Origin of the sequence: Pseudomonas sp. G.S.17 (assembly GCF_038096165.1) — a bacterium.
In the GTDB taxonomy this organism is placed as follows: Bacteria; Pseudomonadota; Gammaproteobacteria; order Pseudomonadales; family Pseudomonadaceae; genus Aquipseudomonas.
Genome location: NZ_CP151076.1, coordinates 5620593 through 5646414, shown reverse-complemented (window position 1 = coordinate 5646414; position 25822 = coordinate 5620593). Strand labels below are relative to the sequence as shown.

34 protein-coding genes and 1 pseudogene are annotated in these 25822 nt (G+C 57.5%); 19 read left to right on the top strand and 16 right to left on the bottom strand.

Annotated features, from left to right (window positions below):
* Nucleotides 1–3 precede the first annotated feature (3 nt).
* The 9 genes from AABC73_RS26340 to AABC73_RS26300 all read right to left on the bottom strand — a co-directional run bounded on the left by AABC73_RS26340 (nt 4) and on the right by AABC73_RS26300 (nt 4390).
* The gene (locus AABC73_RS26340; RefSeq protein ID WP_083359080.1) at nt 4–297 is read right to left on the bottom strand and encodes a hypothetical protein; all 294 of its coding nucleotides are present in this window, start codon (nt 295–297) and stop codon (nt 4–6) included.
* Complete coding sequence (locus AABC73_RS26335) at nt 294–599, bottom strand: DUF2730 domain-containing protein (protein WP_083359079.1); 306 nt, start codon at nt 597–599, stop codon at nt 294–296. The genes AABC73_RS26340 and AABC73_RS26335 overlap by 4 nt, the downstream gene beginning before the upstream one ends.
* The gene (locus AABC73_RS26330) at nt 589–813 is read right to left on the bottom strand and encodes a TraR/DksA C4-type zinc finger protein (protein ID WP_083359078.1); all 225 of its coding nucleotides are present in this window, start codon (nt 811–813) and stop codon (nt 589–591) included. The genes AABC73_RS26335 and AABC73_RS26330 overlap by 11 nt, the downstream gene beginning before the upstream one ends.
* Nucleotides 814–819: 6 nt before the next feature.
* Nucleotides 820–1434 carry a lysis protein gene (locus AABC73_RS26325; protein ID WP_341521533.1) on the bottom strand — a complete coding sequence of 205 codons (615 nt, stop codon included), beginning with the start codon at nt 1432–1434 and terminating at the stop codon, nt 820–822.
* Between the two features lie 252 nt (nt 1435–1686).
* The gene (locus AABC73_RS26320; RefSeq protein ID WP_341521532.1) at nt 1687–1902 is read right to left on the bottom strand and encodes a hypothetical protein; all 216 of its coding nucleotides are present in this window, start codon (nt 1900–1902) and stop codon (nt 1687–1689) included.
* Nucleotides 1899–2399: a structural protein gene (locus AABC73_RS26315; RefSeq protein WP_341521531.1), complete on the bottom strand. Its 501-nt coding sequence runs from the start codon at nt 2397–2399 to the stop codon at nt 1899–1901. Before AABC73_RS26315 ends, AABC73_RS26320 begins: the two co-directional genes overlap by 4 nt.
* A gap of 143 nt (nt 2400–2542) precedes the next feature.
* Entirely contained in the window at nt 2543–3361 is an 819-nt protein-coding gene (locus AABC73_RS26310; protein WP_083359074.1) for a hypothetical protein, read from the bottom strand.
* A gap of 79 nt (nt 3362–3440) precedes the next feature.
* Entirely contained in the window at nt 3441–3902 is a 462-nt protein-coding gene (locus AABC73_RS26305; RefSeq protein WP_130908922.1) for a hypothetical protein, read from the bottom strand.
* A gap of 41 nt (nt 3903–3943) precedes the next feature.
* Nucleotides 3944–4390 carry a helix-turn-helix transcriptional regulator gene (locus AABC73_RS26300; RefSeq protein ID WP_269457872.1) on the bottom strand — a complete coding sequence of 149 codons (447 nt, stop codon included), beginning with the start codon at nt 4388–4390 and terminating at the stop codon, nt 3944–3946.
* 108 nt (nt 4391–4498) lie between these two features.
* On the opposite strand from AABC73_RS26300, the gene AABC73_RS26295 reads away from it, so the two are divergent.
* On the top strand, nt 4499–4738 hold the full coding sequence (locus AABC73_RS26295) for a DNA-binding protein (RefSeq protein WP_083359072.1): 240 nt from the start codon (nt 4499–4501) through the stop codon (nt 4736–4738).
* Between the two features lie 45 nt (nt 4739–4783).
* On the opposite strand, the gene AABC73_RS26290 is transcribed toward AABC73_RS26295, so the two are convergent.
* Nucleotides 4784–5044 (bottom strand): hypothetical protein, encoded by a 261-nt coding sequence (locus AABC73_RS26290; protein WP_083359071.1) that lies wholly within the window; start codon nt 5042–5044, stop codon nt 4784–4786.
* A gap of 111 nt (nt 5045–5155) precedes the next feature.
* On the opposite strand from AABC73_RS26290, the gene AABC73_RS26285 reads away from it, so the two are divergent.
* From AABC73_RS26285 to AABC73_RS26215, 15 genes are read left to right on the top strand one after another with little or no spacing between them, the layout of a single operon-like run.
* Complete coding sequence (locus tag AABC73_RS26285; protein ID WP_083359070.1) at nt 5156–5635, top strand: hypothetical protein; 480 nt, start codon at nt 5156–5158, stop codon at nt 5633–5635.
* Nucleotides 5632–5934: a helix-turn-helix domain-containing protein gene (locus AABC73_RS26280; RefSeq protein ID WP_083359069.1), complete on the top strand. Its 303-nt coding sequence runs from the start codon at nt 5632–5634 to the stop codon at nt 5932–5934. Before AABC73_RS26285 ends, AABC73_RS26280 begins: the two co-directional genes overlap by 4 nt.
* Before the next feature lie 10 nt (nt 5935–5944).
* Nucleotides 5945–6877, top strand: a complete 933-nt coding sequence (locus AABC73_RS26275) for a hypothetical protein (protein ID WP_341521530.1) — start codon at nt 5945–5947, stop codon at nt 6875–6877.
* 3 nt (nt 6878–6880) lie between these two features.
* Nucleotides 6881–8656 (top strand): DDE-type integrase/transposase/recombinase, encoded by a 1776-nt coding sequence (locus tag AABC73_RS26270; RefSeq protein WP_083359067.1) that lies wholly within the window; start codon nt 6881–6883, stop codon nt 8654–8656.
* Complete coding sequence (locus AABC73_RS26265; protein ID WP_083359066.1) at nt 8656–9837, top strand: AAA family ATPase; 1182 nt, start codon at nt 8656–8658, stop codon at nt 9835–9837. Before AABC73_RS26270 ends, AABC73_RS26265 begins: the two co-directional genes overlap by 1 nt.
* 1 nt (nt 9838) lies before the next feature.
* Entirely contained in the window at nt 9839–10156 is a 318-nt protein-coding gene (locus AABC73_RS26260) for a hypothetical protein (RefSeq protein ID WP_130908921.1), read from the top strand.
* On the top strand, nt 10153–10368 hold the full coding sequence (locus AABC73_RS26255; protein WP_341521529.1) for a hypothetical protein: 216 nt from the start codon (nt 10153–10155) through the stop codon (nt 10366–10368). Before AABC73_RS26260 ends, AABC73_RS26255 begins: the two co-directional genes overlap by 4 nt.
* Nucleotides 10359–10613, top strand: a complete 255-nt coding sequence (locus tag AABC73_RS26250; protein ID WP_083359063.1) for a hypothetical protein — start codon at nt 10359–10361, stop codon at nt 10611–10613. The genes AABC73_RS26255 and AABC73_RS26250 overlap by 10 nt, the downstream gene beginning before the upstream one ends.
* Nucleotides 10606–10830 (top strand): hypothetical protein, encoded by a 225-nt coding sequence (locus AABC73_RS26245; protein ID WP_083359062.1) that lies wholly within the window; start codon nt 10606–10608, stop codon nt 10828–10830. The genes AABC73_RS26250 and AABC73_RS26245 overlap by 8 nt, the downstream gene beginning before the upstream one ends.
* Nucleotides 10827–11051, top strand: a complete 225-nt coding sequence (locus AABC73_RS26240; protein WP_083359061.1) for a hypothetical protein — start codon at nt 10827–10829, stop codon at nt 11049–11051. The genes AABC73_RS26245 and AABC73_RS26240 overlap by 4 nt, the downstream gene beginning before the upstream one ends.
* The gene (locus AABC73_RS26235; RefSeq protein ID WP_269457887.1) at nt 11047–11670 is read left to right on the top strand and encodes a DUF3164 family protein; all 624 of its coding nucleotides are present in this window, start codon (nt 11047–11049) and stop codon (nt 11668–11670) included. Before AABC73_RS26240 ends, AABC73_RS26235 begins: the two co-directional genes overlap by 5 nt.
* Nucleotide 11671: 1 nt before the next feature.
* Complete coding sequence (locus AABC73_RS26230) at nt 11672–12361, top strand: DUF2786 domain-containing protein (RefSeq protein ID WP_083359059.1); 690 nt, start codon at nt 11672–11674, stop codon at nt 12359–12361.
* A gap of 1 nt (nt 12362) precedes the next feature.
* Nucleotides 12363–12920, top strand: a complete 558-nt coding sequence (locus tag AABC73_RS26225) for a hypothetical protein (RefSeq protein WP_083359058.1) — start codon at nt 12363–12365, stop codon at nt 12918–12920.
* Complete coding sequence (locus AABC73_RS26220; RefSeq protein ID WP_083359057.1) at nt 12917–13345, top strand: regulatory protein GemA; 429 nt, start codon at nt 12917–12919, stop codon at nt 13343–13345. The genes AABC73_RS26225 and AABC73_RS26220 overlap by 4 nt, the downstream gene beginning before the upstream one ends.
* Nucleotides 13342–13707, top strand: a complete 366-nt coding sequence (locus tag AABC73_RS26215) for a Mor transcription activator family protein (protein WP_083359056.1) — start codon at nt 13342–13344, stop codon at nt 13705–13707. Before AABC73_RS26220 ends, AABC73_RS26215 begins: the two co-directional genes overlap by 4 nt.
* Before the next feature lie 164 nt (nt 13708–13871).
* On the opposite strand, the pseudogene AABC73_RS26210 reads toward AABC73_RS26215, so the two are convergent.
* From AABC73_RS26210 to rpsU, 4 genes and pseudogenes are all read right to left on the bottom strand, one after another.
* Nucleotides 13872–16559, bottom strand: a pseudogene (locus tag AABC73_RS26210) (PAS domain S-box protein); the annotation flags it as partial.
* A 408-nt stretch (nt 16560–16967) separates the two neighbouring features.
* On the bottom strand, nt 16968–18818 hold the full coding sequence (gene rpoD / locus AABC73_RS26205; RefSeq protein WP_065831479.1) for an RNA polymerase sigma factor RpoD: 1851 nt from the start codon (nt 18816–18818) through the stop codon (nt 16968–16970).
* 67 nt (nt 18819–18885) lie between these two features.
* Nucleotides 18886–20841, bottom strand: a complete 1956-nt coding sequence (gene dnaG / locus AABC73_RS26200; RefSeq protein ID WP_341521528.1) for a DNA primase — start codon at nt 20839–20841, stop codon at nt 18886–18888.
* Between the two features lie 543 nt (nt 20842–21384).
* Nucleotides 21385–21600: a 30S ribosomal protein S21 gene (gene rpsU / locus AABC73_RS26195; protein ID WP_002551877.1), complete on the bottom strand. Its 216-nt coding sequence runs from the start codon at nt 21598–21600 to the stop codon at nt 21385–21387.
* 198 nt (nt 21601–21798) lie between these two features.
* On the opposite strand from rpsU, the gene tsaD reads away from it, so the two are divergent.
* On the top strand, nt 21799–22824 hold the full coding sequence (gene tsaD, locus AABC73_RS26190; protein ID WP_331151931.1) for a tRNA (adenosine(37)-N6)-threonylcarbamoyltransferase complex transferase subunit TsaD: 1026 nt from the start codon (nt 21799–21801) through the stop codon (nt 22822–22824).
* A gap of 40 nt (nt 22825–22864) precedes the next feature.
* Here the strand turns inward: tsaD and plsY are convergent, their stop codons facing one another.
* A complete protein-coding gene (gene plsY / locus AABC73_RS26185) occupies nt 22865–23434 on the bottom strand; it encodes a glycerol-3-phosphate 1-O-acyltransferase PlsY (protein ID WP_065831476.1) in 570 nt (189 codons plus the stop codon).
* Between the two features lie 75 nt (nt 23435–23509).
* Between plsY and folB the strand changes: the two genes are divergently transcribed.
* The gene (folB, locus tag AABC73_RS26180) at nt 23510–23863 is read left to right on the top strand and encodes a dihydroneopterin aldolase (RefSeq protein WP_020290907.1); all 354 of its coding nucleotides are present in this window, start codon (nt 23510–23512) and stop codon (nt 23861–23863) included.
* Nucleotides 23854–24396: a 2-amino-4-hydroxy-6-hydroxymethyldihydropteridine diphosphokinase gene (gene folK, locus AABC73_RS26175; RefSeq protein ID WP_341521527.1), complete on the top strand. Its 543-nt coding sequence runs from the start codon at nt 23854–23856 to the stop codon at nt 24394–24396. The genes folB and folK overlap by 10 nt, the downstream gene beginning before the upstream one ends.
* Before the next feature lie 109 nt (nt 24397–24505).
* Here the strand turns inward: folK and AABC73_RS26170 are convergent, their stop codons facing one another.
* Entirely contained in the window at nt 24506–25735 is a 1230-nt protein-coding gene (locus tag AABC73_RS26170) for a multifunctional CCA addition/repair protein (RefSeq protein WP_341521526.1), read from the bottom strand.
* Nucleotides 25736–25822 lie beyond the last annotated feature (87 nt).

The following is a 25822-nucleotide window of genomic DNA, read 5'->3' as shown; positions in this document are numbered from 1 at the left end:
GGGTCAGGCCCCCGGCCGTTTGATGCCTGGAACGCGGGCACGCCCTGCAGCAATGTCCTGGCCGCGCTCAGTCAGGGTTGCCACGACCACCGGACCCACATCGGAAAGCGTCAGTGCTCCCTGTTCGGCCAACCAGTGCAGCTCGGTCTTGACCTGGTCACGACTGAGCGTGTGACCGTAGTCGTCCAGGGCCATGGTCAAGACGGAGCTGTTAGCCCGATAGGCCGTCATTTCGACCAGCAGGCGCAGTACTACCAGACGGATGTCATGGCGAAGAAACTCGGAATAGGCTGTCATTTTTTATCTCGCAGCAGGTAATCGTTAATCCGGTCCAGCGATCGGGACAAAGGGGCCAGAGCATCCTTGACCCCCGTCAGTTCGGATCGCATGGCTTTCATGTCGCCGAGTAGATCGGTCACTGCCGAATGGTCTGGCAAGTGCCGAACGTGCTCCTCAAGAGCGATGATGCGGGTGCGCAAGACCATCATTTCCTGAGCACTGGCGGCCTGGCGGTTGGTGAACCAGGTGTAAACCCCCAGCACGGCCATAACGACCCACTGAACGGTCTTGAGGCTGAAGCTGGCTTCGTCAAAGTTCATCACATGCCTCACTCAACAGTTGCAGGGTGCAAACGCATTCAGCGCAATGCTCGGTGCCAGGCTCTGCCTGACGCCGATCCTCCGGGATCGCATCGCCGCATTCCTCGCAACGATACCCGGAGCTGCCCGATCGGTGCTGCAGCGCATTGCGCCGGACGTGCTGTATCGCCTCAGCTTCGTCGGTGTCATCCGTGACAGGTTCTACAAAATCCATGCAGGGTCAGTCCTTTTGCAGGTCGAGCAGCGAGTTGAGTTGAGCCAGGTTGTCTCGGGCCCAGCGCCCGTAGTCCTGGGCATGAGCAAGAATGTCTGCAGGGGTAACGCCACTTTCCAATAGTTCGGCGTCAGTGCTGGGGGCGGCGCTGGCCGCTTTTGCAGAAGCACTGGTAGCGGTAGTCGAACTGGCGGCGGGCACACCAAGGGCGGCGTTGTAGTCGCGCAGCCAGCCAGCAGTGAAAACGCAATGAGGGATAGGCTGAGCAGCAGCGCCAGGCGTCGGGCGGTAGATGGTCGTGACATTGGGGATGCGCTCCTTGAGCAGTTGCACTTCTTCGGCATGGCGATCAAACGTGGAGAGCAACAAATCCTCAGCTTGGTTGGCGCGAATGACCTGCTGCAGGAGCTGCTGCTGGCTTTCGGCCGTGACCTGCAGCGCCTGCTCTGCGTGCTTCAGTTTCAGTTCAGCCAAGGCCTGGTCGCCTTCGGCCTTGGCCTGGTTGTAACCACCGTTCCACTGCGCATGTCCATGCGCTAACAAGGCGGCTACATACAAGATGACGGCCAGCACCTGCCATTTACCGAACAACCATTTCAGCAAGCCTTCAAGCATCGCCATGGCCTACCCCCTGCCAGTAGCGAGTCTTCCTGGCGCGGCGCTTTGCAGCGGCTATGGAGGTCTTTCCGAGGGGGTATTGCGGGAGCGGTGAGTGGTGGCCCCATCGCCCTGGTGCAGCAATCCCGGTCCCGCTCAACAGGTTGGGCGGTGCTATTGAAAGATGGGGAATGACCCAGCGATGCGCCCTGAATACATGAGTGATGCAAGAGCGCAGCAGTGCGCCGAACGAGGATCCGATCACGAGGATATGCATTATGCCGCCTCCTGATCAGGGCCTTGCTTGATCAAGCGCACGACGAACAGCAGCGAGGCCAGGATGCTGTTGGCTGCCGCATAGGCGTTCGGCGAAAGCTGGGCTTGCCACATCGGCAGCAGCGTTATCTGGACGAAGCCGAATGCGGCAATCAGCAGCCCGAGCTGGACGCTGTAAAGGCGATAGCAACGTTGCCACTCAGGAATCAGCTTCATGCCTGAGCACCTGCCGTCTGGCCGTGTTGCGCCCCTCGAACCACGCCAGCCAACTGCAGGCCATCGGCGATGATTGAGTCGCCATACCACAGGCCACCCGGCAACGAGCCAGGACCGTTCTCATGACGGATGATGGCCGTGACCAGGTCGCGCATCGTTTCGAATTTGTATACGTCGACAACGCCATCATCTGGAGCAACTCCCAGCACACGCGACACTGTCGCCACGTAGGACTCGGTATCGTTTTCGTTGGGTGGGGCCCAGCGCTCGATGATTTCGCGAACACTGTCAATCCGACTACCATCGTTGGCGCGGCGCTTGTCCTGGTACGTGATCAGAACGCGGGCCAGTGCCCTGATACCCCAGCGCGGGCCATTGAATTGCACGAACGCAGAATCAGTCTGGACCTCGGCCTGACCCTGCCAGCGCACGCCTTGGGCGTGACGGATATTTCCGGGGTTGAAGTTGCGGATACCACGGGGGTTCTGGGGTCGCATACACGTCTCCTGCCGGGCACCCGTCGTGATTGCGGATGCCAGAAATACACACGCCGCCATGATCGGCGGCGCGGTGCAGGAGAGCTTTTAATCGTGTTTAAAGAGATTGCCAGGAGCAGTTGCTCTATGGAATAGAGAACAGATCAGGCTTTACAGTGCGACGGTTTCGGTAGCGCAAACACTTCTTTCGTTTCTGGATTCACGTCAAACACAGTTAAGCATTCTCGGCCGCCCCCTAGCTTTTCCCTAAGCTCTGCATCGCTCGCAGCTTCAGCCTTAGCAGATGCCACGGGATCAGCCGCTAGTAAGCAGTCAGCACGGTTCACCTGATAGCTATCAAACGCACTTTTTATTGACCCCGGTATTCTCTCGACGCCACCATTTTGAACCGAAGACAATTGGTTGCTCCACCAGCTGCGCGAATCAATACCAGCGGCAAAACACCTTCCAAGCGGCTCGAAAATAGAGCTACCAAACTTGCTTTCTCCGACCTTAACTAGTGCCGAAATATATTTGCTGTGAGCGCTGATGGCGGCCAGCTCTCCGCTTTGAAGTATAGAAACCCCATCTTTCATCGCTTTGTTGAGTGCATTCATTTGCTTATTGGCCTGCGCCAGAGACTCTGGGCTTGCCTTCGTGAGCTGCTCTGCATGAGCGGACTCAGGCTTTGAAACAGGAGCCTGAGACACTTTTTCTTGCTGTGCGGCGGTGATGATCGTGCGGTCAACCAAATCAGGCTGCGCTTGATCTTCGAGCGTTACCTCAGACCGCGCTGGCATGATGATGATCGCTACGGCAAAGACGATGAGCGCGACGAGATGCCCGCCCCCCAAAAGCTTCCATCGTCCAGGAACTACACCAGTTTTTTTGTTCCTGAATATCTGCGGCCTCAGAAGGCCGACATATGCCAGTAGCAAGAACAAACAGCCCAGTAACGCCAAAATCACTGCTGCAATACGCATGTCAATTCCTTTTTAGCCCATGAGTTCGGGGCAGTGAGGTTGATGTATGAATGATGGTTTGTACTACTAGGCCGGTTTGTCATCGGACGGCTTGCAATATCATAAAAGCGATGAAGCCTGCCAATGCTGAGAACCCCGCAACCCACCCTTGATACTCCGCAGGGAAGTATATTTTTAAAGAAAAACCTCCAAAAGCTATTGCTATGCTTGCCACACAAACGACGAGCAGTCGCAGCTCATTTCGCTTTTTCCTAAGCGCATCTTGCTCTTCTGCTTCAATCTGATCGTGGCGGTGATGGTCGTAATCACAGTGCATGCATAACTGCGTAAAACGCCACGTTGGTTTTTCACACTGCGGGCATACACGCTCACGATTACTTCCCTCTGGCGGAAGTTCTTTGCCCGGCTTTACTTCAAAGGTCTGACTACCAAGGTTGACGTTGTTATGGCTGCCCTTGATTTTTATTCTGATCTCATGATCCTTGCCATCACGGGGCAGGCTTTCAATTTCTTCCGCTACTCGCTCTGAGAGTTTTTGCACCAACTCATCGTCCCCACTCCGCATAACACTCCCGTTTTACATCAGCGGTTCACTACCAATTTAAGAATACGATCTACACGTGACTCATCAAAGTCCCGATCCTCGATAAGTGCGTTGTATACCTCGGCGGATATGGTCGCGAGCTTCTGTGCGGGCCAGCGCTTCCGTGCTTTCAGCGCAACCTCTTCTAGCATGCCGCAGATCCGCTCAAGCCTTGCCACGTCGATATGCGGCTGCCGCCCTGAAACCGCCGCCACACCAGCAGCTAATGGTGATGCGATCGGCTCTCCAGTAACCACGTAAAGAATATCCAGCCCCAGCTTTCCCCAAGCGGCCAACGCAGCAGCGTCAGGAGATCTTTCGCCTGTCTCGTAGCCGAAAAGCGTCTTTCTGCTAACCCCCGCAGCGCTCGCAAAATCCGTTTGATTCATTCCCAAACCTTCGCGCTGCTCACGCAGACGCACCCCGATGGGTATAAAACAACCCATAAACCACCTTGACTATGGGTAGAAAACTACCCAATATGACTAAACACCAATCAGCGCCGCACCAACGACTAACTGATTAGCAATCACAGCGCCCATAGGAACCCACCCATGAACGTCCCTTATCCGCCACCAAAAAACAAACCCTATACCGCAGACCGCGTTCGAGAGCTTTTCAATGCTGCGGGCGTATCAATTTCAAGCTGGGCCGAGGCAAACGGCTATACCCGGCACCAGGTGTACTGCGTCATCGGCGGCCAATACAAAGGCAATCGCGGCAAATGTCACGAAGTCGCCTTGAAGCTGGGCATGAAGCTTTCTGTCGAACAACTCGCGGCAATTGCAGCATGAACGGCACCTTACCCTACGAGTTCGGTTTCGACATGCACCGGTCCGTCACTGGTCACGGTTACGTTTTCCCGTCTTCACGTACCGAAAGTCAGCAAGCAATTGATCAGCCACTTCCTCAAGCGTCTGCACAACCGTTGCTCGATTCGGCACCTCAAGACGAAGCCGCTCACCAGCAATCCGAAGATCTGCCTGTAGCTTTTGCTCATCAAGCAAGCCGTTACGTTGAAGCGTTCCGGCCAGAATCATCACGCTGCGGGCAATGCCCTCAATGCGGCCAGCCAATTCATCAAATTCCTGCGTGGTCATTGTCATGACTCCGTTTGTCAATTTACCCCTAAACATTGCATCCAGTGCAAGCACTTTGCATAGGCGCAAACACGGACTTTGTTTGGAAAGGCTTGTTTTGGAGGCATTCCAATGAGCAAGCGTCGCTGGAAACTGATTCGTCCAACCTCTTTGCGTAATGCCATGGAGCTCTGCAAGGAGTACGCACGGGAAGTGCATAACAAGGGCATGCAACGCATCTCCGACGAGATGGGCGTTACTGACCACTGGACCGTCTACAAGTGGCTCCAAACGGCTCGCATGCCAGCCTGCATGATTCGTCCCTACGAACAGGCTTGCGGCTGCGATTACATCACCCGCTGGATCGCTGCAAGCGCTGGCCGTCTCACCATCGAAATACCGTCGGGGCGCAAATGCGCAGCCGAAGACATGCAGGCATTGCAGGAGTTGCTGAACACCGCTGCCGGAAAGCTGATGGCGTTCTACGCAAAAAACAGCGAAGCCGACGAGACCCTCTCAGCCATTCAGTCAGCAATGGAATCGCTGGCTTGGCACCGAGGCAACGTAAGCCAGAGCAGCAACCCACAGCTCGACTTTGGAGAGCAACCATGAGCGCAACGATCTCAGCGTCAGCGCGTGTTCTACGGGTTCTGAAGGCCTTAAAAGGCCACACCGTCACAGGGCTCAGCAACACGGAGCTTGCAAAGCTGACTGGCGACAGCCCGAGCAATATTACCCGCGCCATGCAAACCCTTATTGAAGAAGGGCTCGCGATGAAGCTCGACAACGGACGGTTTGCACACTCGGTTGGAATGCTACAGATCGCCCAGGCTCACGCCGAGCACATGGCGCGACTGCAAGGCCGGATGCAGGAAATTAACCAGCGCATTGCGGCTGGCTCGACGAATTAAGGGGAACACCATGGCGCGTACAAAACTGGAAGTCACACCTGAAATCGAACTTCCCGCACTGGACGGTGAGACGCTGACAGCGAATCAGAACCTGATGGCTGCAATGATTGACTCTCACAGCGATGAGCGCGACCTGCTGAATCAGTTGCTCGGCCAGGCACAAATGGCTGATTCGTTTGCCAAGTTTTCCCTGACCGTCAGGACTTCCAAGCTTGCATATGTCAAAGAAAACAAGCTCTACAAGGCGCTGAAGGGCAAAAAAACTCCTGACGGTCAGGGATTTCTGTCTGGCACCTGGGACGAGTTTTGCGGACTTCTCGGGCGATCTGTCGCCCAGATTGATGAAGACATTGCCAACCTTAGATCGCTTGGCGAAGAAGCACTTGAATCCATGTCCCGCATGGGCATCGGCTACCGCGAAATGCGCCAGTATCGCCGCCTGCCGGAAGATCACCAGGCAGCACTGATCGAGGTCGCGAAAACCGGCGACAAGGAGGCGTTCATTGATCTGGCCGAGGAGATCATCGCCAAGCACGCCAAGGAAAAAGAAGCGCTGACCCTGCGCCTCGACGAAGTGAACGCGGACTACGACGCCCAGGGCGAAGTTATGGCGGCGAAAACCATGGAACTGGATAAAACCAAGATCGAGCTGGAGAAAGTCCGGGGCCACATTCAGAAGCTGGCCCCGAACGAAGTCACCGAGATGATTCGGCAGGAAGCGGGCAGACAAGCCTTTGCCGTCGAATCCAGCATCCTTGGCGAGCTACGTGAAGCCCTCACAGAGCTTTCGAAGCATGCCGAAGAAACCGGTGAAGACCAGCGCACATTCCAGGCTGGCTTGCTTCAGAACCTTGAGCTGACCCTCGCCGCCGTCCGCAGCGAGTTCTATCTGACCGACGCCCTAGTTAGTACACCCGTCTGGCTAAACACGGCCGAGGCTTAATCCATGACGCCGGTACAAATCCAGCTCTTGGCTCGAATTGCCCAACAGGCAGCCAATGCCCCGCATGGCCAGCGCACTGCGATCTACAAGGCAGGCGCAGTCGAGCTGGGCGTATCGATCCAGACCTTACAGCGCAAGTTGAAGGACACCTCCATGACCAAGCCACGCAAGCGCCGAAGCGATTCAGGCTGCAGCGCGCTGCCTCTGAACGAAGCGCAACTGATCTCGGCGGTTCTTCTGGAGTCGATCCGGGCCAACAACAAACAATTGTCGACTGTCGAGCGCGCAGTTGAGCGCCTGCGCAGCAACAACATGATCATCGCCGGGCGTCTGGACGAAAAAACAGGCGTATTCACAGAGCTTTCAACCGGCGCGATCACTCGCGCATTGCGCACTTATAAGTTGCATCCGGAACAGCTGCTGCACGACGCACCCTCGGTATCACTCGCCAGCAAGCATCCCAACCACGTCTGGCAGGTCGATGCATCCATTTCTACCCAGTATTACTTGGCAGATGATGGCGCACGGGCAATGAACCCTGCCGAGTTTTATGACGGCAAGCCCGCCAACCTGAAGAAGATCGAGCGCCAGCGTCTTTGGCGCTATGTCATCACCGACCACACCAGCGGCACGCTTTACCTGGAGTATGTGCTGGGCGCCGAATCTTCGGAAAACCTGTGCAACGTCTTGATCAATGCTATGCAAAAACGGCATGAGTCGGACCCGTTCCACGGTGTGCCCTGGATGCTGATGACCGACCCAGGCGCAGCGATGACAAGCGGCATTTTTCGCAACCTATGCCGCGCCATGTCCATCGAGCTGATCATCAATCAGGTAGGCAACGCCCGCGCCAAGGGTCAGGTTGAGCAGGCTCACAACCTGGTGGAGCGGGAATTCGAAAGCGCTTTGAAATTCCAGGCGGCCACCAGCCTGGAGCAGGTCAACGAGTGGGCAGGTGAGTGGATGCGTTATTACAACGCCACTGCTATCCACACCCGCACTCAGCGTACTCGATACGGCGTCTGGCAACTGATCAAGGCTGACCAGTTGCGCCTGGCACCGAGCGTAGCTGTCTGCCGCGAACTGGCGGTCAGCACCCCTGAGGAGCGCACGGTCACCACCATGCTGCGCATCTCGTTCCGTGGCGCTCAGTTCGATGTCAGCAACGTGCCAGGCGTGATGGTCGGCGAAAAAGTGTTGGTGACGCGTAACTGCTGGCGGGACAAGGACGCCGCCTTGGTACTGCGGATCGGCGAGGACGGCCGTGAGCGCTATCACGTCATCGAGCGTCTCGACGTGGACCAGTTTGGGTTTTCCGAGGCTTCCGCTTTGATTGGCGAAAGCTTCAAAAGCCACGCTCAGACTCCTGCTCAGCTATCGCGCAAGGTGCTTGAACAACTCGCCACCGGCACAACCAACGAGGAGGACGCGAAGGCTGCACGCAAGGCCAAGACCCTACCGTTTGGCGGCATGATCGATCCGCACAAGCATGTCACCGACACCGTTCTTCCTGCCTACATGCCGCGCCGTGGCACTTCGTTGAGCGTGAACGTGCCCACCGTTGACCATGCGCCACTCACGCATGTGGAGGCAGCCAAGCTTCTTCGCGCCCGATTGGGTTCTACGTGGTCAGGCGAAACCTTCTCCTGGCTGCAGAAACGATTCCCTGAAGGCGTGCCGCCTGAACAGCTCGACGCCATTGAGGCTGAGCTGAACCGACCAGCAGAGGTGATGCGTCAGCCGCTCAGCCTGGTGCGCTCTGCTGCTGGAGGCGAGTGATGTTGAAGCTAAAGCAAGTACTGAAAGGGCTTGGCCGACCTCAGTCGGCTCTGGCTGAGTCGCTGAAACTCAGCGCAGCCACCATCGCCCAGCTGATCAACCACGGTCAATGGCCTCGCAGCTTGGACAGTGCGGACTTGCAAGGGCGCATTCGAGCGTTCCTGGTCGAGTCAGGGGCCAACGATTCTGACATCGCCAACGCATTTGAAAAAGTGGACCCGCCGTACGTCAACACGGCAGGTCCGGCCCTAAATGAAGAGCCGTCCGGGGAGGACGAACCCATGCTACTACCAAAACAAACACTCAAGGCATCGACCCGCAAGGTATTTGGGATGTTCCGCGACCCCTTTGACGAGCTTCAGAGCGCCAAAGACATGTGGGTCAGCCCTGATATTCGCTATGTCCGCGAGGCCATGTACCAGGTCGCTCGGCATGGCGGCTTCTTGGCCATCGAAGGCGAATCAGGTGCGGGGAAAAGCACATTGCGCCGCGACCTGATCAACCGCATTCAGGAAAACAACGACCCGATAATCATCATTGAACCTTATGTGCTCGCGTCCGAAGACAATGACACCAAGGGTAAATCACTGAAGAGCACTCACATCGCTGAGTCAATGATGGCAGCAGTAGCGCCACTGGAAAGAGCGAAAAGCAGCCCGGAGGCGCGCTTCGCCCAGTTGCACCGCGTCCTGAAAGAGTCCCACGCCGCTGGTTATCGCCACTGCCTAGTCATCGAGGAGGCGCACAGCCTTCCGATCCCGACGCTCAAGCATCTCAAGCGCATCCTGGAGCTGGAGATCGGTTTTACCAAACTGGTCAGCATCATCATGATCGGCCAGCCGGAGCTGGGCGTAAAACTGAGCGAGCGCAACGCTGACGTGCGTGAAGTCGTGCAGCGCTGCGAGCGCGTGACATTGCCCGCGATCGAGGGCGGTCGTCTCGACGAGTTCCTGCGGTTCCGTTTTGAACGCGCAGGTAAAGACCTGCGCGAAATCATCGACGAAAGCGGCATCCAAGCCGTTGCTGCTCGACTGTCACAGACCGGGCGACGTGGGGGCCGCGATGAGTCGATCTCGCTTCTGCACCCGCTGGCCATCGGCAACTTGGTGATTGCCGCGATGAACCTTGCGGCCGAGCTGGGTGTGCCCGTCGTTAACGCCGACATCGTGAAGGGGGTCTGACATGACACATCTTTCCTTGGTGCCAGCCCGACCCAAGCCACGATTGAGCCTCTTGGCTCCCGAGTTTCAGCCCCTGCTTTCGACATTTAATGACCTGACCCGCGACATCCGCAACGCTGGTGTCGCGATCCAGGGGCTTCGCTTTCTCGACAACCGCATCGTGGTATCGATTGACGATATCGACGTCATTGCACGTCGCTTTGCGCACGAAATTCGCAGCCAGAGCAGCAAGACGCAGGATGGCGAGACGCGTCACTCGGTGAAGATTCGCGGGATCTACGTCACTTGGTTTTCCCTGGTGAAGGAGCAAGACCGGTGAGTGCCGATTATCAAACGTTCGTGGTGAAAAACCCGAAGTCCGTCGAACTGCAAACCCCGATCCATGGTGGCCGGGTGGTTGCCTGGGCTGATGGGCACGCACTGACCGCCATGGGCGAGCTCGAAGACTTCATTCGCAGCCTGTCCTATGGCGACATCGAAAACCCCGAACAGGCTGCGGTTGAGCTGATGGAGCGCATGAAATGGGCATAAGCACTCGGCAAGTCACCGACCAATACCTCCTGCTGCAGGGGCGTCAGTTCGCGCTCGACCTCGTCGAGTCTTTTGGGCAGCAACTTTACAGCCCTAAGGGGCTCTCGGACGCCGTCAAGCGTCTCGATGCCGCAGCAGCGAACAAGCCAGAGAGCTACGCACTGGGCATCAACAACATCGTCGATGTGCTCAACAACACCATTCGGGGCTTGCCCCAGCCATCACTGGTGAAAAGTCATGACTAAGACCAATTGGATCTTATTCGCCGCGTTTGTGGCCATGGTCGTGATCCAGGGGATTACCGCAGATCAGCGTGACCGCGCCAAAAGCGATGGTCGCGTTCTGGCCGGGCTCTACAACGGCGTACTGATCGGTCGGGGATGTGAGCCGAACTGGTCAACAGAGGACGCCTTATCGGACGAGATATCCAACCTAGCAAGCCCTCCGGGGATCCGCCCATGAAGGCCAATCAGTGCGGAACCATGGCAGAGCAGAAGCGCTTCACTCAAGGCTGGCTCACCGCGACCCAGCGACCCCAGTGCGGCAACTGCAAAAACGGCGAGCAGAAATTCAATAACCCCGACTCTGCGTTTGAGTCAGTTATTTACCGCTGCACCTTGGGCGATTTTGCCACCGGCAAGACCGCTATTTGCAATCAGTATGAGGTTAAACCCCGTGATTAACTCCCAGCAAACATCAGTACCGGCTGGCTTCTGGCAAGACGCCCAAGGCCGTATGGTTCCAGAAAGCCTGATCAAGCCGATTGATATCGAGCGTGACCGGCTGGTTCGCCAGCTGGTGGGCTCAGCCAACAAACTCAGTGGCGAGCTGGCCAACCTCAAAGCCGCCGCGTTCGGAGATATCGAGGCCTTTATCGAGCTTAGCGCTGAACAGTACGGCATTACACTTGGTGGAAAGAAGGGCAATGTCACCCTTTATAGCTTCGATGGTCGCTTCAAGATCCAGCGTTCGGTGCAGGAGTCGATTGCTTTCGACGAAAGGCTGCAGGCGGCACGCGCCTTGATCGACGAATGCCTGCGTGACTGGACGCAGGGAGCGCGTCCAGAGGTGGCCACACTCGCCAACGACGCATTCCGCACCGACTCCCAGGGCGAAATCCGCACCGCCCGCGTGCTTGCGCTGCGCCGCTTGGATATCAAGGACGAACGCTGGCAGCGGGCAATGCAGGCGATCGGCGAAGCGTGCCAGGTGGTCGGCTCGAAGTCCTATATCCGCGTGTACGAGCGGATCGGCGACTCGGACCAGTACCGTGCCATCAGCCTTGATATTGCGGGGGTGTGACATGGAAGAGAACCGCATTCTCGACAAGATCAAAAAGTGCTTGGCGATGGCCAAGTCCAAAACCAGCAACCCCCATGAGGCTGAGACTGCGCTGCGCCAAGCACGCCTGCTGATGGAGAGATACAACCTGGAGCAAGGTGATGTTCTAGCCAGCATGGCGTGCGAGGTTTCAATACTCGCGGGATCTGAAGGTCCGCCGCCTGCATGGCGGGTTCGACTGGTGCAGGTCGCCACGCTGGCCTTCGGCACCAAGGTGATCGTTACCACCGGCAGGTTCAGAGCCGCACGTTTTCTCCTGATCGGCTGCTCAGCTGCACCCGAGTTGACCGGTTACGCATATCAAGTGCTGGCCCGCCAGCTGCAAAAGGCGCGACGCGAGTACCTGGATACTCAGAAGCGCTGCAAGCGATCCACGAAAGTGGCTCGCGGCGATGCATTTGCGAACGCCTGGATCGATGCGGTGCTGATAAAAATCGATGAGTTTGCCGGTGTTGAAGACAATATCGCGGAGGCAATCGAGGCGTTTGTGAAGAAAAACCACCCAGAGCTGGAGAGCTTCGAAGTCAAGCGTCGAAAACTCAAGTCACGCGATGAGGTTGCCGCAGATGCTGGCTATCAAGCCGGTCAGTCTGCCCAGTTGCACCAGGCGGTGAATCACCGGCCTCGTGCCCGCCTGACTGCAGGAGTCTGAGATGCGCGTTCAATGCCCTTGCTGCGGCGAACAGTTCCCACTGGAAGCCGGGTTTCTCGATGACGAGGGTAAGCGTCTGGCTGCTCAGTTTGCCGATATCGAGCCGCGCCTGGGTCGAGCGATCCTTGGCTACTTGCGTTTGTTCAGCCCGGCTAAGCGTGGGCTGCGCACCACTCGGGCCATCAAGCTGGTTGAGGAGCTGATGACCGCCATCAACGCTGGGACGGTTACTCGCGATGCCAGGACCGCCGAGGCGAAACCGGCCAGTCCGGCTATGTGGACGGCTGGGATTGATCAAATGCTTGCCCAGCGGGAGCGGCTTAGCTTGCCGCTGGACAATCACCATTACTTGCGGGCCGTGGTGTTCGGCATTGCCAATGATCCTGCGCTTGCCGCCAAGGTGCATCAGTCGGACCCCAAGAAGGTCAGATCACGCATGACCGCGCAGCAGCTGCACCAGGAGCAAATTGGCAGGATCAACAGTGACGTGTTGCTGGGGATCCTGAGTAAAGAGGACGGTGAGGGCCGCATCGCAGCATTACTGGGAGCAGAAGCATGAAGACGGACGAACGCTTGAAGCTGATCAAGCTTATCCACGTGGCGCGACGTGAGCTGGGCATGGATCGCGACACATACGGCCTCATGCTCAAAAGCATGAAGGGATTGGGCGGCGCGACATCCACGGCCGATCTGAGCGTTCCAAACCTTAGGTTGGTTTTGGAACAGCTCAAATTGAAAGGCTTCAAGGTTCGTCCAAACAAAAAACCAGCGCGCACCTTGGCAGCTGACCCGCAAGCACAAAAGATCCGGTCGCTTTGGCTGGAGCTACACGAGATGGGTGTTGTTCGAGATCCGTCTGAAGCCGCATTGGCGAAGTATGTGATGACCATGGCCAAGGTGCAGGCACTGCAATGGCTGACAGTCCCGCAGGCGAGCCATGTAATTGAAACCTTGAAACAGTGGATGGGGAGAGTCCAGCAATGAGCACGATCCGAGCTAGTGACCTTTTGAGTGAGTCAGTCGCGCCGATTGCGAAGGTAATCCAGCAGACGCTGGGGGTTAACGCGGAGTTGGCAGAAGCAACGAGCATTGAGATTACGATGCTCTTCGCTCACCTCTGGGGCGGCCAGGTGGTCTACGTCCCCAAAGGCGTTTGCATCCAGGCATCTAAGCTGCATCAGAAGATCTTCGATGACTGGACTGGTCGCAACCACCACGAAGTGGCAACAAAGCACGGTGTGTCGGTCCAGCATGTTTACGCAGTAGTGAAGCGGATGCGCCTGGCAATTATTGCCAGAGACCAGCACGATCTATTCGCGCCGCCAGAGGAGGAAGAGCTGCCCTAGACCAGTAGGATTTGCACCCCGGCCAGCAGCATCTGGTCGGGCTCCCCAGAATTGCACCCCGCGCAACGTTATTGCAGCACCCATCCCACTCGCAACCACTATCTCTCGCTTTATCCCGCAATTATCTTAGTTTCCCCTGTAGATTTATCTCAGTCCTAAACATGATCGATTTTCAGGATGTCCAACGGCAGGCGTTTGAGGTAGCTCAGTGAGGAGTAGCCGGTGCCGAAGTCGTCGATGGCGAGTTGTACGCCGAGCTTTTTCAGTTTGTGCAGGACGATAAGGGCTTCTTCGGCCTGGCTCATGATGAAGTTTTCGGTAATTTCCAGTTGCAGGTAGCCGGGTTTCAACTGGTTTTTCGATAGCAGTTGTTCGATGCGCGCCAGCAGGTTGGGTTGTCGCAGCTGTGCGCCGGCGAGGTTCACCGACAGCGGGCCAAAAGGCTTGTAGGTTTTGTTCCACTCGCACATTTGCTGGCAAGCCTGTTCGAGCACCCAGTCGCCGATCTGCAGGATCATGCCGTTCTCTTCCGCCAACGTGATGAAGTGCTCGGGATGCACTTCGCCAAAGGTCGGGTGGGTCCAGCGCAAGAGGGCTTCGGCGCCCACCAGTTTGTGGGTGATCAGGCTGACCTTGGGTTGGTAGCTCAGGCTCAGTTCATTGCGCTCGATGGCTCTGCGCAGTTCATATTCCAGCGCGATGCGCTCGCTGGCCTGGGAAGTCAGGTCGCGGGTGTAGCTTTCTACTCGATTGCGGCCCTTGGCTTTGGAGCGGTACATGGCGGCGTCGGCGTTCTTGACGACGGTGGCGACGTCTTCACCATCAGTCGGGAACAGACAGCTGCCGATGCTGGCGCTGATGAAAAACTCGTGTTCGCCGGCCTGGAAGGGCGCGGTGAAGCAAACCAGCAATTTGGTCGCGATGATCTCGGCGTCACTTGAGTTTTGCAGCCCCGGTAGCAGGATGATGAATTCATCGCCGCCAAGGCGCGCCACCGTGTCGATATCTCGCAGATGTTCCTTGAGGCGCTGGGCGATGCCCTGAAGCAGCAAGTCGCCCACCGGATGGCCGAGGCTGTCGTTGATATGTTTGAAGCGGTCCAGATCAAGGAACAGCACTGCGCCGAGACTGTTGGATTCCAGGCTGTGAATCAGCGCTGCCTGCAGGCGGCTCTCAAAAAGGGTGCGATTGGGCAGTCCGGTCAGGGGATCGTGGTGCGCTTGATAATCGAGTCGAGCCTGGGCGTGCTTGAGGCTGGAAATATCCGCGAATACCGCGACGAAATGGGTGATGAACTGATCCCTGTTTCGTACAGCGCTGATCGTCAGCCAGCTTGGGTAAATCTCTCCGTTCTTACGGCGATTGCTGATTTCTCCCTGCCAATGACCTTCGGCGGTGAGCTGATACCACATGGCCGCGTAGAAGGCGCTGTCGTGCAGTCCGGACGCGAGCAGGCGGGGAGTCTGGCCGATGGCTTCGTGTTCGCTGTAACCGGTGATTTCGCTGAAGGCCCGATTGACGGCGTTGATGCGTTGGCGGGTGTCAGTGATCAACACGCCTTCGGCGGTGCTCTCGAAAACAGTGGCGGCCAGTCGTAACTTTTCCTGCATCTGCTGGCGTTCAGTGATGTCCCTGGCGATGGTCAGCATGCAGTCTTCGCCGGCAATCAACAGCGGGCGGGAGGAGATCTCGCATACTCGGATCTGGCCGTCCTTGCGTCGGATGTGGCTGCGAAAATCTCGAACATAGCCATCCCGATTCAAGAACTTCAGCAGTTGTTCGCGCTCTTGCAGATCCACCCAGATTCCCAAGGTGATGGTCGAGCGGTCGACTGCAGCGGCGCCGTCATAGCCGGTGATCCGGGTGAAGCCTTCGTTGACTTCAACCAGCAAGCCGTCGCTCTGGCGGGTAATCAGCATGCCGTCTGGCGAGGAGTGGAACGACTTGGCGAACTTCTCTTCCGACAATTGCAGCAGTTGTTGGGCCTGCTTGAGCTGCGTGATGTCGCGAACCACGACCACCACGGCCTGAGTGGAATCCAGATCGAAAGGTTCGGCGGACAACAGCCCGGAGAAGGTCTGGCCGTTCTTGCGGCGAAAGGGCATTTCAAGGTTGCGGATACTGCCGTTTCGCAGCCGCTCAAGCAGTCCGGGACCTATACCGGGAACACCCCAGATATCGAGCTCGGTAGGCGTTTTGCCGATGACTTGTTCGGCGCTGAGTCCGATTTGCTCGACGAACGCTTTGTTGGCTTCCAGGAAGCAGCCGTCGCTGAGGCGGGCTATCACCAATATGTCGGGGCATTGGGCGAACACCGAAGCAAACTTCTCTTCGGACAGGCGCAGGGCTTCTTCGGTCTGCTTGGTCTCGCTGATATCGATCATCAGCCCGCGCATCAAGGGTTCGCGTCCATGCCGGATCAGGCTGACGATATCGCGGATCCAGAGCATCCGGCCGTCGGCGCTAAAGACTCGATAGTCGACGCTATGATCGTTGCCGTTACGGGTTTCCCTGTCGCAAAGATGTTCGGTGTGGGGGAGGTCGTCCGGGTGGACAATGCTGCGCCAGAAGCCGGGTTCCATCCATCTGGCGAGTGGGTAGCCCAGCAGTCGTTCGGCCTGAGGCGAAACGTAGCTGTAGGTGTAGTCGCGGACGTTGGCTTCCCATGCAATGGCCGAGAGGCTTTCTACCAGGCCGCGATAGTGATACTCGCTGCTGCGCAGTTCCTGTTCCAGGGCGACCCGCCGGGAAATTTCCGAACTGAGCTTGCGATTGGTGCGAACCACAATCGCCAGCACCGTGGACAAGAGCAGCAGGCCGGGCAAGCCGTAGAGCAGAAAGTTCTCCCAGAATCGAGGGCGTTCAGGGTTTCTACCAGTGCGGACGGCCTGATCCACTGTGATTTGCGGAGCGGTAGCGCTGGCCAGGAGTTCGTCTTCGTGAAAAACCAGTGATTTCAGCGTTGATCTTTGAAACTCCGGGACGGGCGAGAGCGTGCTGATGGCTATGTCGAGGTCATGACGAACGCTGGACCAGATACGTTCAGGATCTGTAAGGGTCAATGCGTTGGCAACTAACGGCAGGCCAATCAAGTAAGTAAAGATAATGGCCGGCAGTCGTGACATGGCAGCCTCAAGGGTCGCAGATAGCATGAGACGAGTGTAGCCGTACTGAGAAAAGCGTGACACGGGATGTAAAACTTATTAGCCAGAATGCAAAACCCCCAGCAATGCCGGGGGTTTTGGTGTCAGCTTGTCAGCTTATTCGTCAAGGAACGAACGCAGATGCTCGCTTCTTGTCGGGTGACGCAACTTGCGCAGAGCTTTGGCTTCAATCTGACGAATCCGCTCACGGGTCACGTCAAATTGTTTGCCTACCTCTTCCAGCGTGTGGTCGGTATTCATATCAATACCGAAACGCATACGCAGGACTTTGGCTTCCCGGGCAGTAAGGCCCGACAGCACTTCGCGGGTTGCTTCTTTCAAGCTTTCAACGGTAGCGACATCGATTGGCGACTGCATGGTCGAGTCTTCGATGAAGTCACCCAAGTGCGAATCTTCGTCGTCACCGATCGGGGTTTCCATGGAGATCGGCTCTTTAGCGATCTTCAATACCTTGCGGATTTTATCCTCAGGCATTTCCATGCGTTCGCCCAACTCTTCCGGGGTCGGTTCGCGACCCATTTCCTGCAACATCTGCCGGGAAATACGGTTGAGTTTGTTGATCGTCTCGATCATGTGTACCGGAATACGAATGGTACGGGCCTGGTCGGCAATCGAGCGAGTGATCGCCTGACGGATCCACCAGGTGGCATAAGTCGAGAACTTGTAACCACGACGGTATTCGAACTTGTCTACCGCTTTCATCAAGCCGATGTTGCCTTCCTGGATCAAGTCGAGGAATTGCAGGCCACGGTTGGTGTACTTCTTGGCGATGGAGATAACCAGACGCAAGTTCGCTTCAACCATCTCTTTCTTCGCGCGGCGGGCCTTGGCCTCACCGATCGACATGCGACGGTTGATGTCCTTGATTTCGGCAATCTTCAAGCCGGTCTCTGTTTCCAGAGCGGTCAGCTTTTGCTGGCAACGCTGAATGTCAGGTTGCAGGCGACCAATGGCTTCAGCGTATTTGCTTTTGCCTTTGGCCAGCGCCTCGCTCCAGCTTTCGTCAACTTCGTTGCCGGGGAACTGGCGAAGGAAGTCAGCGCGTGGCATACGTGCATCACGTACACACAGCTGCATGATGGCGCGTTCCTGAGCACGCAGGCGCTCAAGTGCACTGCGGACACGCTCGACCAGGCCTTCAAACTGTTTAGGAACCAGTTTGATCGGCATGAACAGCTCAGCCAGTGCAACCAGCTCGGCCATTGCCAGCTTGTTGCCACGACCGTGCTTTTTCAGGGCCTTGCGGGCGACTTCCATCTGATCGGAAACAGCACCGAAACGCTGTTGAGCAATGACCGGGTCCGGACCGCTTTCGACTTCTTCTTCGTCGTCAGTGGAATCGTCCTTCTCTTCCTCTTCCTCGTCGCCTTCGGCAGCCTTGACTGTTTTAGGGTCGACAGGCGGCGGCACTTCGGCTGGCGGCGCAATGCCGTCATCCGGGTCGATGTAACCGCTCAGGACGTCAGAGAGGCGACCGCCTTCGGTCGTGACACGTGTGTACTCGGAGAGAATATGGTCGACCGTGCCAGGGAAGTGCGCAATTGCGCCCATCACTTCACGGATTCCTTCTTCGATACGCTTGGCGATTTCGATTTCGCCTTCGCGGGTCAGAAGTTCGACCGTACCCATTTCACGCATGTACATACGCACAGGATCAGTGGTGCGACCGATGTCGGTTTCAACCGCTGCCAACGCTGCTGCCGCTTCTTCTGCGGCTGCTTCGTCGGTGTCGGCATCGGCCAGCATCAGGGCGTCCGCATCCGGGGCACTCTCGTGTACCGGGATCCCCATGTCATTAATCATGCGGATGATGTCTTCCACCTGCTCGGGATCTGAAATATCCTCAGGCAGGTGGTCGTTGACCTCTGCGTAAGTCAGATACTTCTGCTCACGACCCAGGGTAATCAACTCTTTGATACGAGACTGCTGTTGCGCTTTTCCGGACATAACACCCTATCCACTGAAGGTCTTGGCGGGCAAAAAACAAGCCGAGGATTATACCCGAGCTATGACCTCACGCGCCAGTTGAGGTCGGGGTTTGTGCAGGAACATTACGAATTAGCAGGTCACGCAGCTGAATTTTCTCTTCAGCGCTCAACTCGGTCTGACGTGCCTTCTTGATCAGATGTTCCAGGCTACGCTCGCGTTGGCGGGCGGATAAACTAGTTATAGTGTCGAAAAACTGCTGTTCAAGGTTATCGGCCTCGATCAGCCATTCCTTCTCTGCCAGTGCTCGCAACAGGCGACCTTGTTCGGTGCCATGCCAGCGTGCAATCAATTGCAGTGATCTTAAGTTGGGGTTTTTTTGCAAAGCTTCAAGCAAAGCCACCAACAATTGTGCATAAATGTGATCTTCTGCCGCGAAATGACTGGCATCTTCGACCTTTGCTGCCAGCTCTGGATGATGCAGTAACGTCCGTAAAGCTGTCAGTGTTGGTGGTTCGACGGTGGTCGGCGTGCGCGGGACACGTGGTTCGTAGTCAGGTCGCTTGCCTTTTTTGTCCCACGGCTTCTTTTCCCACTTTTTCTGGCCCTGGCCGGCGGTTTTCTTCGCCGTCCAGTCCTGCTGTCCTTCATACCCGCCAGGTTGCTGATAATCAGCATAGTCGGGCATTGCGTCATAATCGATGTTCGGGTCGTAGCTGGGTGGCGCTTCAGCGGGAGCGTTCTGCACCAGTTGACTGACGGCCTCGCTGTTGAGCCCGGTTATTTCCGTGAGGCGCTGACGCATCAGGGTCTTGAGGTTCGCGCCGGGCACCTTGTCGATCAGTGGCGCGGCAAGCGTGGCCATGTGGGCCTTGCCTTCCAGTGAGCGCGGATCGGCTTCCTTGGTCAGCTGCTCGAAGAAGTAATCGGCCAGCGGTTGCGCGTGTTGGTTGATGCGCGCCTTGAACGCATCGGTGCCTTCGGATCGCACCAGCGTGTCCGGGTCTTCGCCTTCGGGCAAAAACAGGAAGCGAGCACGTCGTCCATCCTGAAGGCTGGAAAGCGTCGCTTCCAGGGCGCGCCATGCGGCGTTGCGGCCAGCCTGGTCGCCGTCGAAACAAAACAGCACGTTCGGCACGACCCGGAACAGGCGCTTCAAATGTTCTTCGCTGGTAGCAGTGCCCAGCGTGGCGACGGCATTGCGCAAGCCCTGCTGAGCCAGCGCGATGACGTCCATATAACCTTCGACCACGATGATTTCGTCGAGGCTGCGGTTGTGCTTGCGCGCTTCGAACAGGCCGTACAGTTCCTGGCCTTTGTGAAATACCGGGGTTTCCGGTGAGTTCAGGTACTTGGGTTTGTCGTCGCCCAATACCCGGCCACCGAAGGCAATGACTCGTCCGCGACTGTCGCGAATCGGAAACATCACACGATCACGAAACCGGTCGTAACGTTTGCCGGTTTCCGCGTTTTCAATCAGCAGTCCGGCATCAATCATGGCTTTTTGCTGGAGCGTGTCGCTGCCCAGATGCTTGTGCAGGTTGTCCCAGCCGGGCGGGGCAAAGCCGAGGCTGAAGTCCCGGGCGATTTCGCCAGACAGGCCACGGCCTTTCAGGTAATCCACCGCCGATTTACGGGTCGGATGACTCTTGAGTGCCTGTCGGTAAAATTCCGCAGCGGCGGTCAGAAGCGGGTACAGCGGCGAGTCGGTCGGCTGGCGGGGTTTCTGGCCTTTGACGCTCTGCTCGCGGGGTACTTCCATGCCGGCGGCTTTGGCAAGGTCTTCGACGGCCTGGGGGAAATCCAGGTTGTCGTGATCCATGATGAAGCCGAGGGCATTGCCGCCCGCGCCGCAACCGAAGCAGTAATAGAACTGCTTGTCGGGGCTGACGCTGAACGACGGTGTCTTTTCTTTGTGGAACGGGCAGCAGGCGCTGTAGTTCTTCCCGGTTTTCTTCAATTGCAGACGTGAGCTGACAACATCGACGATGTCGGTGCGGTTCAGAAGGTCGTCAATGAAGCTCTGAGGAATAAGCCCGGCCATGGAATTCTCATCATCAAGCGTTTCGCCGCGAACATCGTGGCGAATCCAGAATACAGCGACGGTTGGCTGGTTGGCAGATCATGCCTGAAAGACATGCGCCATTGAGCACCAGTGCCGACTCATCATTATCCGGAAGAGTAGCTGCCAGCAAATCCACCTGTGGGTATCTATCTAGATCAGGCAGTCAGGGCTTGGTATTTTTTTGGTTCGGCTGCTGCTGCGAGCTGAAGGCTGCGAGTTGGACTTCGGCCTGCGGCCTCGGTTTTCGCTCAGCGGTCGAGAAGGACGCTGCCTTGGCTGAACTTCTTGCGAAGGTCATCAAGGCATACTCGTCATGCACCCTGATTTGCTCTCGTCGGTATCGACGAAATCAAAGTGGCCTGAGTTCAGGCTGGACGTGCTTTGACGGAGTGTTAATGCCGGATGTGGTCGCGTGGGCGACTCAAACAGCCTCAGTCAATATAGCGTTATGCTGTGCTTTAACTGCCGCTAGCCCGGCTTTGAGGCCGGGCGTTGCAGAAGCTTGCGACGGACGTCTGTAAATTAATACAGGCGAACGGCGCGGCGCTGTTCGCGCTGTACTTTCTTGGCGTGACGCTTAACAGCGGCTGCTGCTTTACGCTTACGCTCAGAAGTCGGCTTCTCGTAAAATTCGCGGCTACGAACTTCAGCCAGAACACCGGCTTTTTCGCAGGAGCGCTTGAAACGACGCAGAGCTACGTCGAAGGGTTCGTTCTCTTTAACTTTGACGGCTGGCATCCAGAGCTACCTTCATTTATTACCGGGGTCAACGCCTCGTGCAAAAACTGCACATAAGTACGTCGGTTTTTAAGGGTTGCGGATGTTAACCCCTCATTGAGAGGAATGCAAAGCCTCTGATCGAAAACCGCTGGTCGGGGGCTTGGGTGACGACTATTATGCGCGCCTTCGAATTCAGCCTCTACAAGGCGCAAACCCATGCTAGTACTGGGATTAGAAACTTCTTGCGACGAAACCGGCGTCGCGCTCTACGACAGTGAGCGCGGCCTGCTTTCCGATGCATTATTCAGTCAGATCGACTTGCACCGCGCCTACGGTGGCGTGGTGCCAGAGCTGGCTTCGCGTGATCACGTCAAGCGCATGCTGCCCCTGATTCGTCAGGTCCTGGCTGACGCCGATGCGGTCGCCGAAGATATCGACGCCATCGCATACACAGCAGGGCCGGGCCTTGTAGGCGCGTTGCTGGTCGGCGCGTCCTGTGCGCAGGCGCTGGCGTTTGCCTGGGACATTCCGGCGCTGGGCGTGCATCACATGGAAGGCCATTTGCTGGCGCCGATGCTCGAAGAACAGCCGCCCGAGTTCCCGTTCGTCGCTTTGTTGGTTTCCGGTGGTCATACGCAGCTGGTTCGTGTTGATGGCATCGGCCTGTATCAGTTGCTGGGCGACACTCTGGACGACGCCGCAGGCGAGGCATTCGACAAGACGGCCAAGATGATGGGCATGCAATATCCCGGTGGTCCGGAGATCGCCGCATTGGCTACCAAGGGTGTGGCGGGACGTTTCGTCTTCCCCAGGCCCATGACTGATCGGCCGGGTCTGGATTTTAGCTTCAGCGGCTTGAAAACCTCCGCTCTGAATACCTGGCAGCAGTGCCAAAGCGCTGGGGACGACAACGAGCAAACCCGTTGCGACATCTCGCTGGCCTTCCAGACGGCGGTGGTGGAGACTTTGACCATCAAGTGCAAGCGAGCCCTCAAGCAGGCCGGGATGAAACGCTTGGTGATCGCTGGCGGCGTCAGCGCGAACAAGGCGCTGCGCACCTCACTGGAAAAAATGCTCGGTGATCTGCACGGCAATGTGTTTTATGCGCGTCCTGAATTCTGTACCGACAACGGCGCGATGATTGCCTTTGCCGGTTGCCAGCGTTTACAGGCCGGGCAGAAGGAAGATTTGAGTATTACGGTGCAAGCGCGCTGGCCAATGGAGCAGTTGTCCGGGCTGTAGGCCGCACTTTGCCAACCTGAGCGGGATTCACCGGGCGCATTCAAAAATGCCGTTCGCGCCCTGCGAACAGGTCGCGTAGATTGCCTCGGTGGCGCCAGACGATCAGTAGCGTCAGCACGCTCATGGGCAGCAGCGCCAGTGGTTCTTTCCAGGCCAGCAGTGGCAGGGTCAGCGGCGTCGCAATCAACGCAGCCAGCGAGCTGGTGCGGGTCATGTAGAACACCAGCGCCCAGGCGCTGATCGCCAGGGCCGCCGCCGGGGCATACAGACCCAGCAGCATGCCGGCTGCCGTGGCGACGCCTTTGCCGCCGCGAAAGCGGAAGTACAGTGGGAAGAGGTGGCCGAGCACGGCACAGAGTCCGATCCAGGCTTGTTCCCGGGGATTCATGCCGCAAAGTCCGGCGATGAGTACCGGGATCAGGCCTTTGCACAAGTCGCCGATCAAGGTGAGGATCGCAAGCTTCTTGCCGGCCAGGCGCAACATGTTGGTGGCGCCGGCGTTGCCGGAACCACTGGCACGCGGGTCCGGGCTGCCAGTGAGGCGGCTGAGCAATATGGCGAAGGACAGTGAGCCAAGCAGGTAGGCGAAGATCGCCAGTAACCAAAACATGCTAACCATTCCGGGCGAGGAAGCCCTGATTCTAACGGCGCATCGCGCCCTTGTCGTGCAGTGGAGAGTAAGTGCTTGGACAGAGTTTTCATCGAAGGTCTGGAAGTTGACACGGTGATCGGCGCCTATGACTGGGAGCGCGGCATTCGCCAGTGCCTGCGTCTGGACCTCAGCTTCGGCTGGGACAACCGGCCCGCTGCTGCCGGCGATGATCTGAGCAAGGCGCTCGACTACGCCAGCGTCTCGACACGCATTCAGGCATTTGCCGAGCAGGCGCAGTTCCAGCTGGTCGAGACCTTTGCCGAGCGCCTGGCCGAAGTGCTGATGAGCGAATTCAATATCCCTTGGTTGCACCTTAAGCTGACCAAGCCCGGCGCCGTTGCGGCAGCTTCTGGTGTGGGCGTGGAGATCGAGCGCGGATGTCGCTAACCCGGATTTACCTAGGTCTCGGCAGTAATATCGAGCGCGAAAAGCACCTGGTTGCGGGGCTCGAGGCACTGGACGGATTCGTCAGCGAAATCACCTGTTCGCCGGTTTTCGAGAGCCTGCCGGTGGGCATCAAAAGCGGCCCGTTTTTCAATCTGGTGGTGACCGGCCTGACCGATCTGCCCTTGATGGAACTGGACCGCCGCCTGAAATTCATCGAAGCCGACAACGGCCGCTACGCCCCGGAACGCAAGGGTTTGCCGCTGGATATCGACGTGTTGCTGTACGGCGATCAGGTCGGTAACTTCGACGGTTTGATCCTGCCTCGGGCCGAGATTCTGAAGAATGCTTTCGTGCTGTGGCCCTTGTCGCTGATTGCCGCGGATCGTTCGCATCCTGGTGTAGGCATTCCGTTCGCGAAGCTGTGGGCAGATGCGCAGATCGAGCAAGAATTGTGGCCGGTGGCGTTCGCATGGCGGGGCGCGCAGCTGACGCCGGAAGGGTTGTTGCAGGCTGGCTCGCGGCCAATAGACTGACCTTTGTGGGAGCGAGCTTGCTCGCGAAGAGGTCGACTCATACGGCAAATTTCAGGGTCTGAAATACTGCCTTCGCAAGCAAGCTTGCTCCCACAAATTCGGAACCCGCTCAGCTGTTGTACTCCGCCTTGTAAATCTTCAGCGCATCCAGTCGCTCTACCTTGAGCGCTTCGCCCAGTTCCTGGCCCTTCAGGCCTTTCTCCAGTAATGGTTGTACCGAAACAGCGCGTGCCGCCTGGGCCGCACCGCGCAGGTAATCGGCTTGTGGGTAGCTGCGCTCTTCGAAGCCGTGACGTCCCCGCGCATCCATCTCGCAGGCCACGATGAAATCTTCGAAGCGCTGTGGTCGGCGATAGACGTCGAAACTGTGCAGCAGGTCCAGCAAGGTCGAGGGTTTCAGTTCAAGGGCGCGGTGGCCATGGGTGTGATATTGCCCGACCAGCAAGGCCAGTTCCTGACATTCCCTGGGTACTCGAAAGCGCGTGTTCATATCCTTGATCAGGCGCAGGCCGGTGTGTTCATGGGCGATATGCCGTGGCCAGTCAGCTTCCGGTGTCAGGCCTTTGCCGACGTCGTGCAGCAGGCACGCCCAGCGGACGCTCAGCGGTTGTTGGTGTCTGGCGGCTTGTTGCAGAACGCTGAGGACATGCACGCCGGTGTCGATTTCCGGGTGGTGGGCCTCAGGCTGCGGAACGCCGAACAGCGCGTCGATTTCCGGCAGCAGCTCTTTCAGCGCGCCGCATTCACGCAGCACTTCGATGAACACCTGAGGCTGGCTTTCCATGAGTGCGCGGGAGATTTCTTTCCAGCTGCGTTCGGGCGTCAGTGCTTCAAGTTCGCCCGATGCGCTGAGCTGACGCATCAATTCCAGCGTCTCTGGGGCGATGCTGAAACCGTCGGGTGCATAGCGCGCGGCGAAGCGTGCGACGCGCAGTACACGCAGCGGATCTTCGGCGAACGCCGGGGATACGTGACGTAAAATGCGCCCTTCGAGGTCGTGTAGGCCGCCATAAGGATCGGTCAGGTTGCCGTCTTTGTCTTCGGCAATGGCGTTGATCGTCAGGTCGCGGCGGATCAAGTCTTCTTCGAGGGTGACTTCCGGGCTGGCATGAAAAACAAAGCCGCCATAGCCGCGTCCGCTTTTGCGTTCGGTGCGGGCGAGGGCGTATTCCTCACCGGTCAGCGGGTGTAGAAACACCGGGAAGTCGGTGCCCACCGGGCGATAACCCTTGATCAGCATTTCTTCAGTGGTCGCGCCAACCACGACCCAATCGACATCGGTAACGGGTTTCCCCAGCAGGCGATCGCGAACGGCACCGCCAACTTTATAAATCTGCATAAAAAACCTCCGTAAGCGCGACAGGATAAACCTTGCGTCGCCCTCGCGGAGGTAAAACCGAATCAATATCAGCCAGCGTTCAGAAAC

Bases quoted from the DNA above. Each gene is read 5' to 3' on its own strand.
- AABC73_RS26340 (WP_083359080.1), bottom strand. From the start codon at position 297: ATGACAGCCTATTCCGAGTTTCTTCGCCATGACATCCGTCTGGTAGTA.
- AABC73_RS26335 (WP_083359079.1), bottom strand. From the start codon at position 599: ATGAACTTTGACGAAGCCAGCTTCAGCCTCAAGACCGTTCAGTGGGTC.
- AABC73_RS26330 (WP_083359078.1), bottom strand. From the start codon at position 813: ATGGATTTTGTAGAACCTGTCACGGATGACACCGACGAAGCTGAGGCG.
- AABC73_RS26325 (WP_341521533.1), bottom strand. From the start codon at position 1,434: ATGGCGATGCTTGAAGGCTTGCTGAAATGGTTGTTCGGTAAATGGCAG.
- AABC73_RS26320 (WP_341521532.1), bottom strand. From the start codon at position 1,902: ATGAAGCTGATTCCTGAGTGGCAACGTTGCTATCGCCTTTACAGCGTC.
- AABC73_RS26315 (WP_341521531.1), bottom strand. From the start codon at position 2,399: ATGCGACCCCAGAACCCCCGTGGTATCCGCAACTTCAACCCCGGAAAT.
- AABC73_RS26310 (WP_083359074.1), bottom strand. From the start codon at position 3,361: ATGCGTATTGCAGCAGTGATTTTGGCGTTACTGGGCTGTTTGTTCTTG.
- AABC73_RS26300 (WP_269457872.1), bottom strand. From the start codon at position 4,390: ATGGGTTGTTTTATACCCATCGGGGTGCGTCTGCGTGAGCAGCGCGAA.
- AABC73_RS26295 (WP_083359072.1), top strand. From the start codon at position 4,499: ATGAACGTCCCTTATCCGCCACCAAAAAACAAACCCTATACCGCAGAC.
- AABC73_RS26290 (WP_083359071.1), bottom strand. From the start codon at position 5,044: ATGACCACGCAGGAATTTGATGAATTGGCTGGCCGCATTGAGGGCATT.
- AABC73_RS26285 (WP_083359070.1), top strand. From the start codon at position 5,156: ATGAGCAAGCGTCGCTGGAAACTGATTCGTCCAACCTCTTTGCGTAAT.
- AABC73_RS26280 (WP_083359069.1), top strand. From the start codon at position 5,632: ATGAGCGCAACGATCTCAGCGTCAGCGCGTGTTCTACGGGTTCTGAAG.
- AABC73_RS26275 (WP_341521530.1), top strand. From the start codon at position 5,945: ATGGCGCGTACAAAACTGGAAGTCACACCTGAAATCGAACTTCCCGCA.
- AABC73_RS26270 (WP_083359067.1), top strand. From the start codon at position 6,881: ATGACGCCGGTACAAATCCAGCTCTTGGCTCGAATTGCCCAACAGGCA.
- AABC73_RS26265 (WP_083359066.1), top strand. From the start codon at position 8,656: ATGTTGAAGCTAAAGCAAGTACTGAAAGGGCTTGGCCGACCTCAGTCG.
- AABC73_RS26260 (WP_130908921.1), top strand. From the start codon at position 9,839: ATGACACATCTTTCCTTGGTGCCAGCCCGACCCAAGCCACGATTGAGC.
- AABC73_RS26250 (WP_083359063.1), top strand. From the start codon at position 10,359: ATGGGCATAAGCACTCGGCAAGTCACCGACCAATACCTCCTGCTGCAG.
- AABC73_RS26245 (WP_083359062.1), top strand. From the start codon at position 10,606: ATGACTAAGACCAATTGGATCTTATTCGCCGCGTTTGTGGCCATGGTC.
- AABC73_RS26240 (WP_083359061.1), top strand. From the start codon at position 10,827: ATGAAGGCCAATCAGTGCGGAACCATGGCAGAGCAGAAGCGCTTCACT.
- AABC73_RS26230 (WP_083359059.1), top strand. From the start codon at position 11,672: ATGGAAGAGAACCGCATTCTCGACAAGATCAAAAAGTGCTTGGCGATG.
- AABC73_RS26225 (WP_083359058.1), top strand. From the start codon at position 12,363: ATGCGCGTTCAATGCCCTTGCTGCGGCGAACAGTTCCCACTGGAAGCC.
- AABC73_RS26220 (WP_083359057.1), top strand. From the start codon at position 12,917: ATGAAGACGGACGAACGCTTGAAGCTGATCAAGCTTATCCACGTGGCG.
- AABC73_RS26215 (WP_083359056.1), top strand. From the start codon at position 13,342: ATGAGCACGATCCGAGCTAGTGACCTTTTGAGTGAGTCAGTCGCGCCG.
- rpoD (WP_065831479.1), bottom strand. From the start codon at position 18,818: ATGTCCGGAAAAGCGCAACAGCAGTCTCGTATCAAAGAGTTGATTACC.
- dnaG (WP_341521528.1), bottom strand. From the start codon at position 20,841: ATGGCCGGGCTTATTCCTCAGAGCTTCATTGACGACCTTCTGAACCGC.
- rpsU (WP_002551877.1), bottom strand. From the start codon at position 21,600: ATGCCAGCCGTCAAAGTTAAAGAGAACGAACCCTTCGACGTAGCTCTG.
- tsaD (WP_331151931.1), top strand. From the start codon at position 21,799: ATGCTAGTACTGGGATTAGAAACTTCTTGCGACGAAACCGGCGTCGCG.
- plsY (WP_065831476.1), bottom strand. From the start codon at position 23,434: ATGTTTTGGTTACTGGCGATCTTCGCCTACCTGCTTGGCTCACTGTCC.
- folK (WP_341521527.1), top strand. From the start codon at position 23,854: ATGTCGCTAACCCGGATTTACCTAGGTCTCGGCAGTAATATCGAGCGC.
- AABC73_RS26170 (WP_341521526.1), bottom strand. From the start codon at position 25,735: ATGCAGATTTATAAAGTTGGCGGTGCCGTTCGCGATCGCCTGCTGGGG.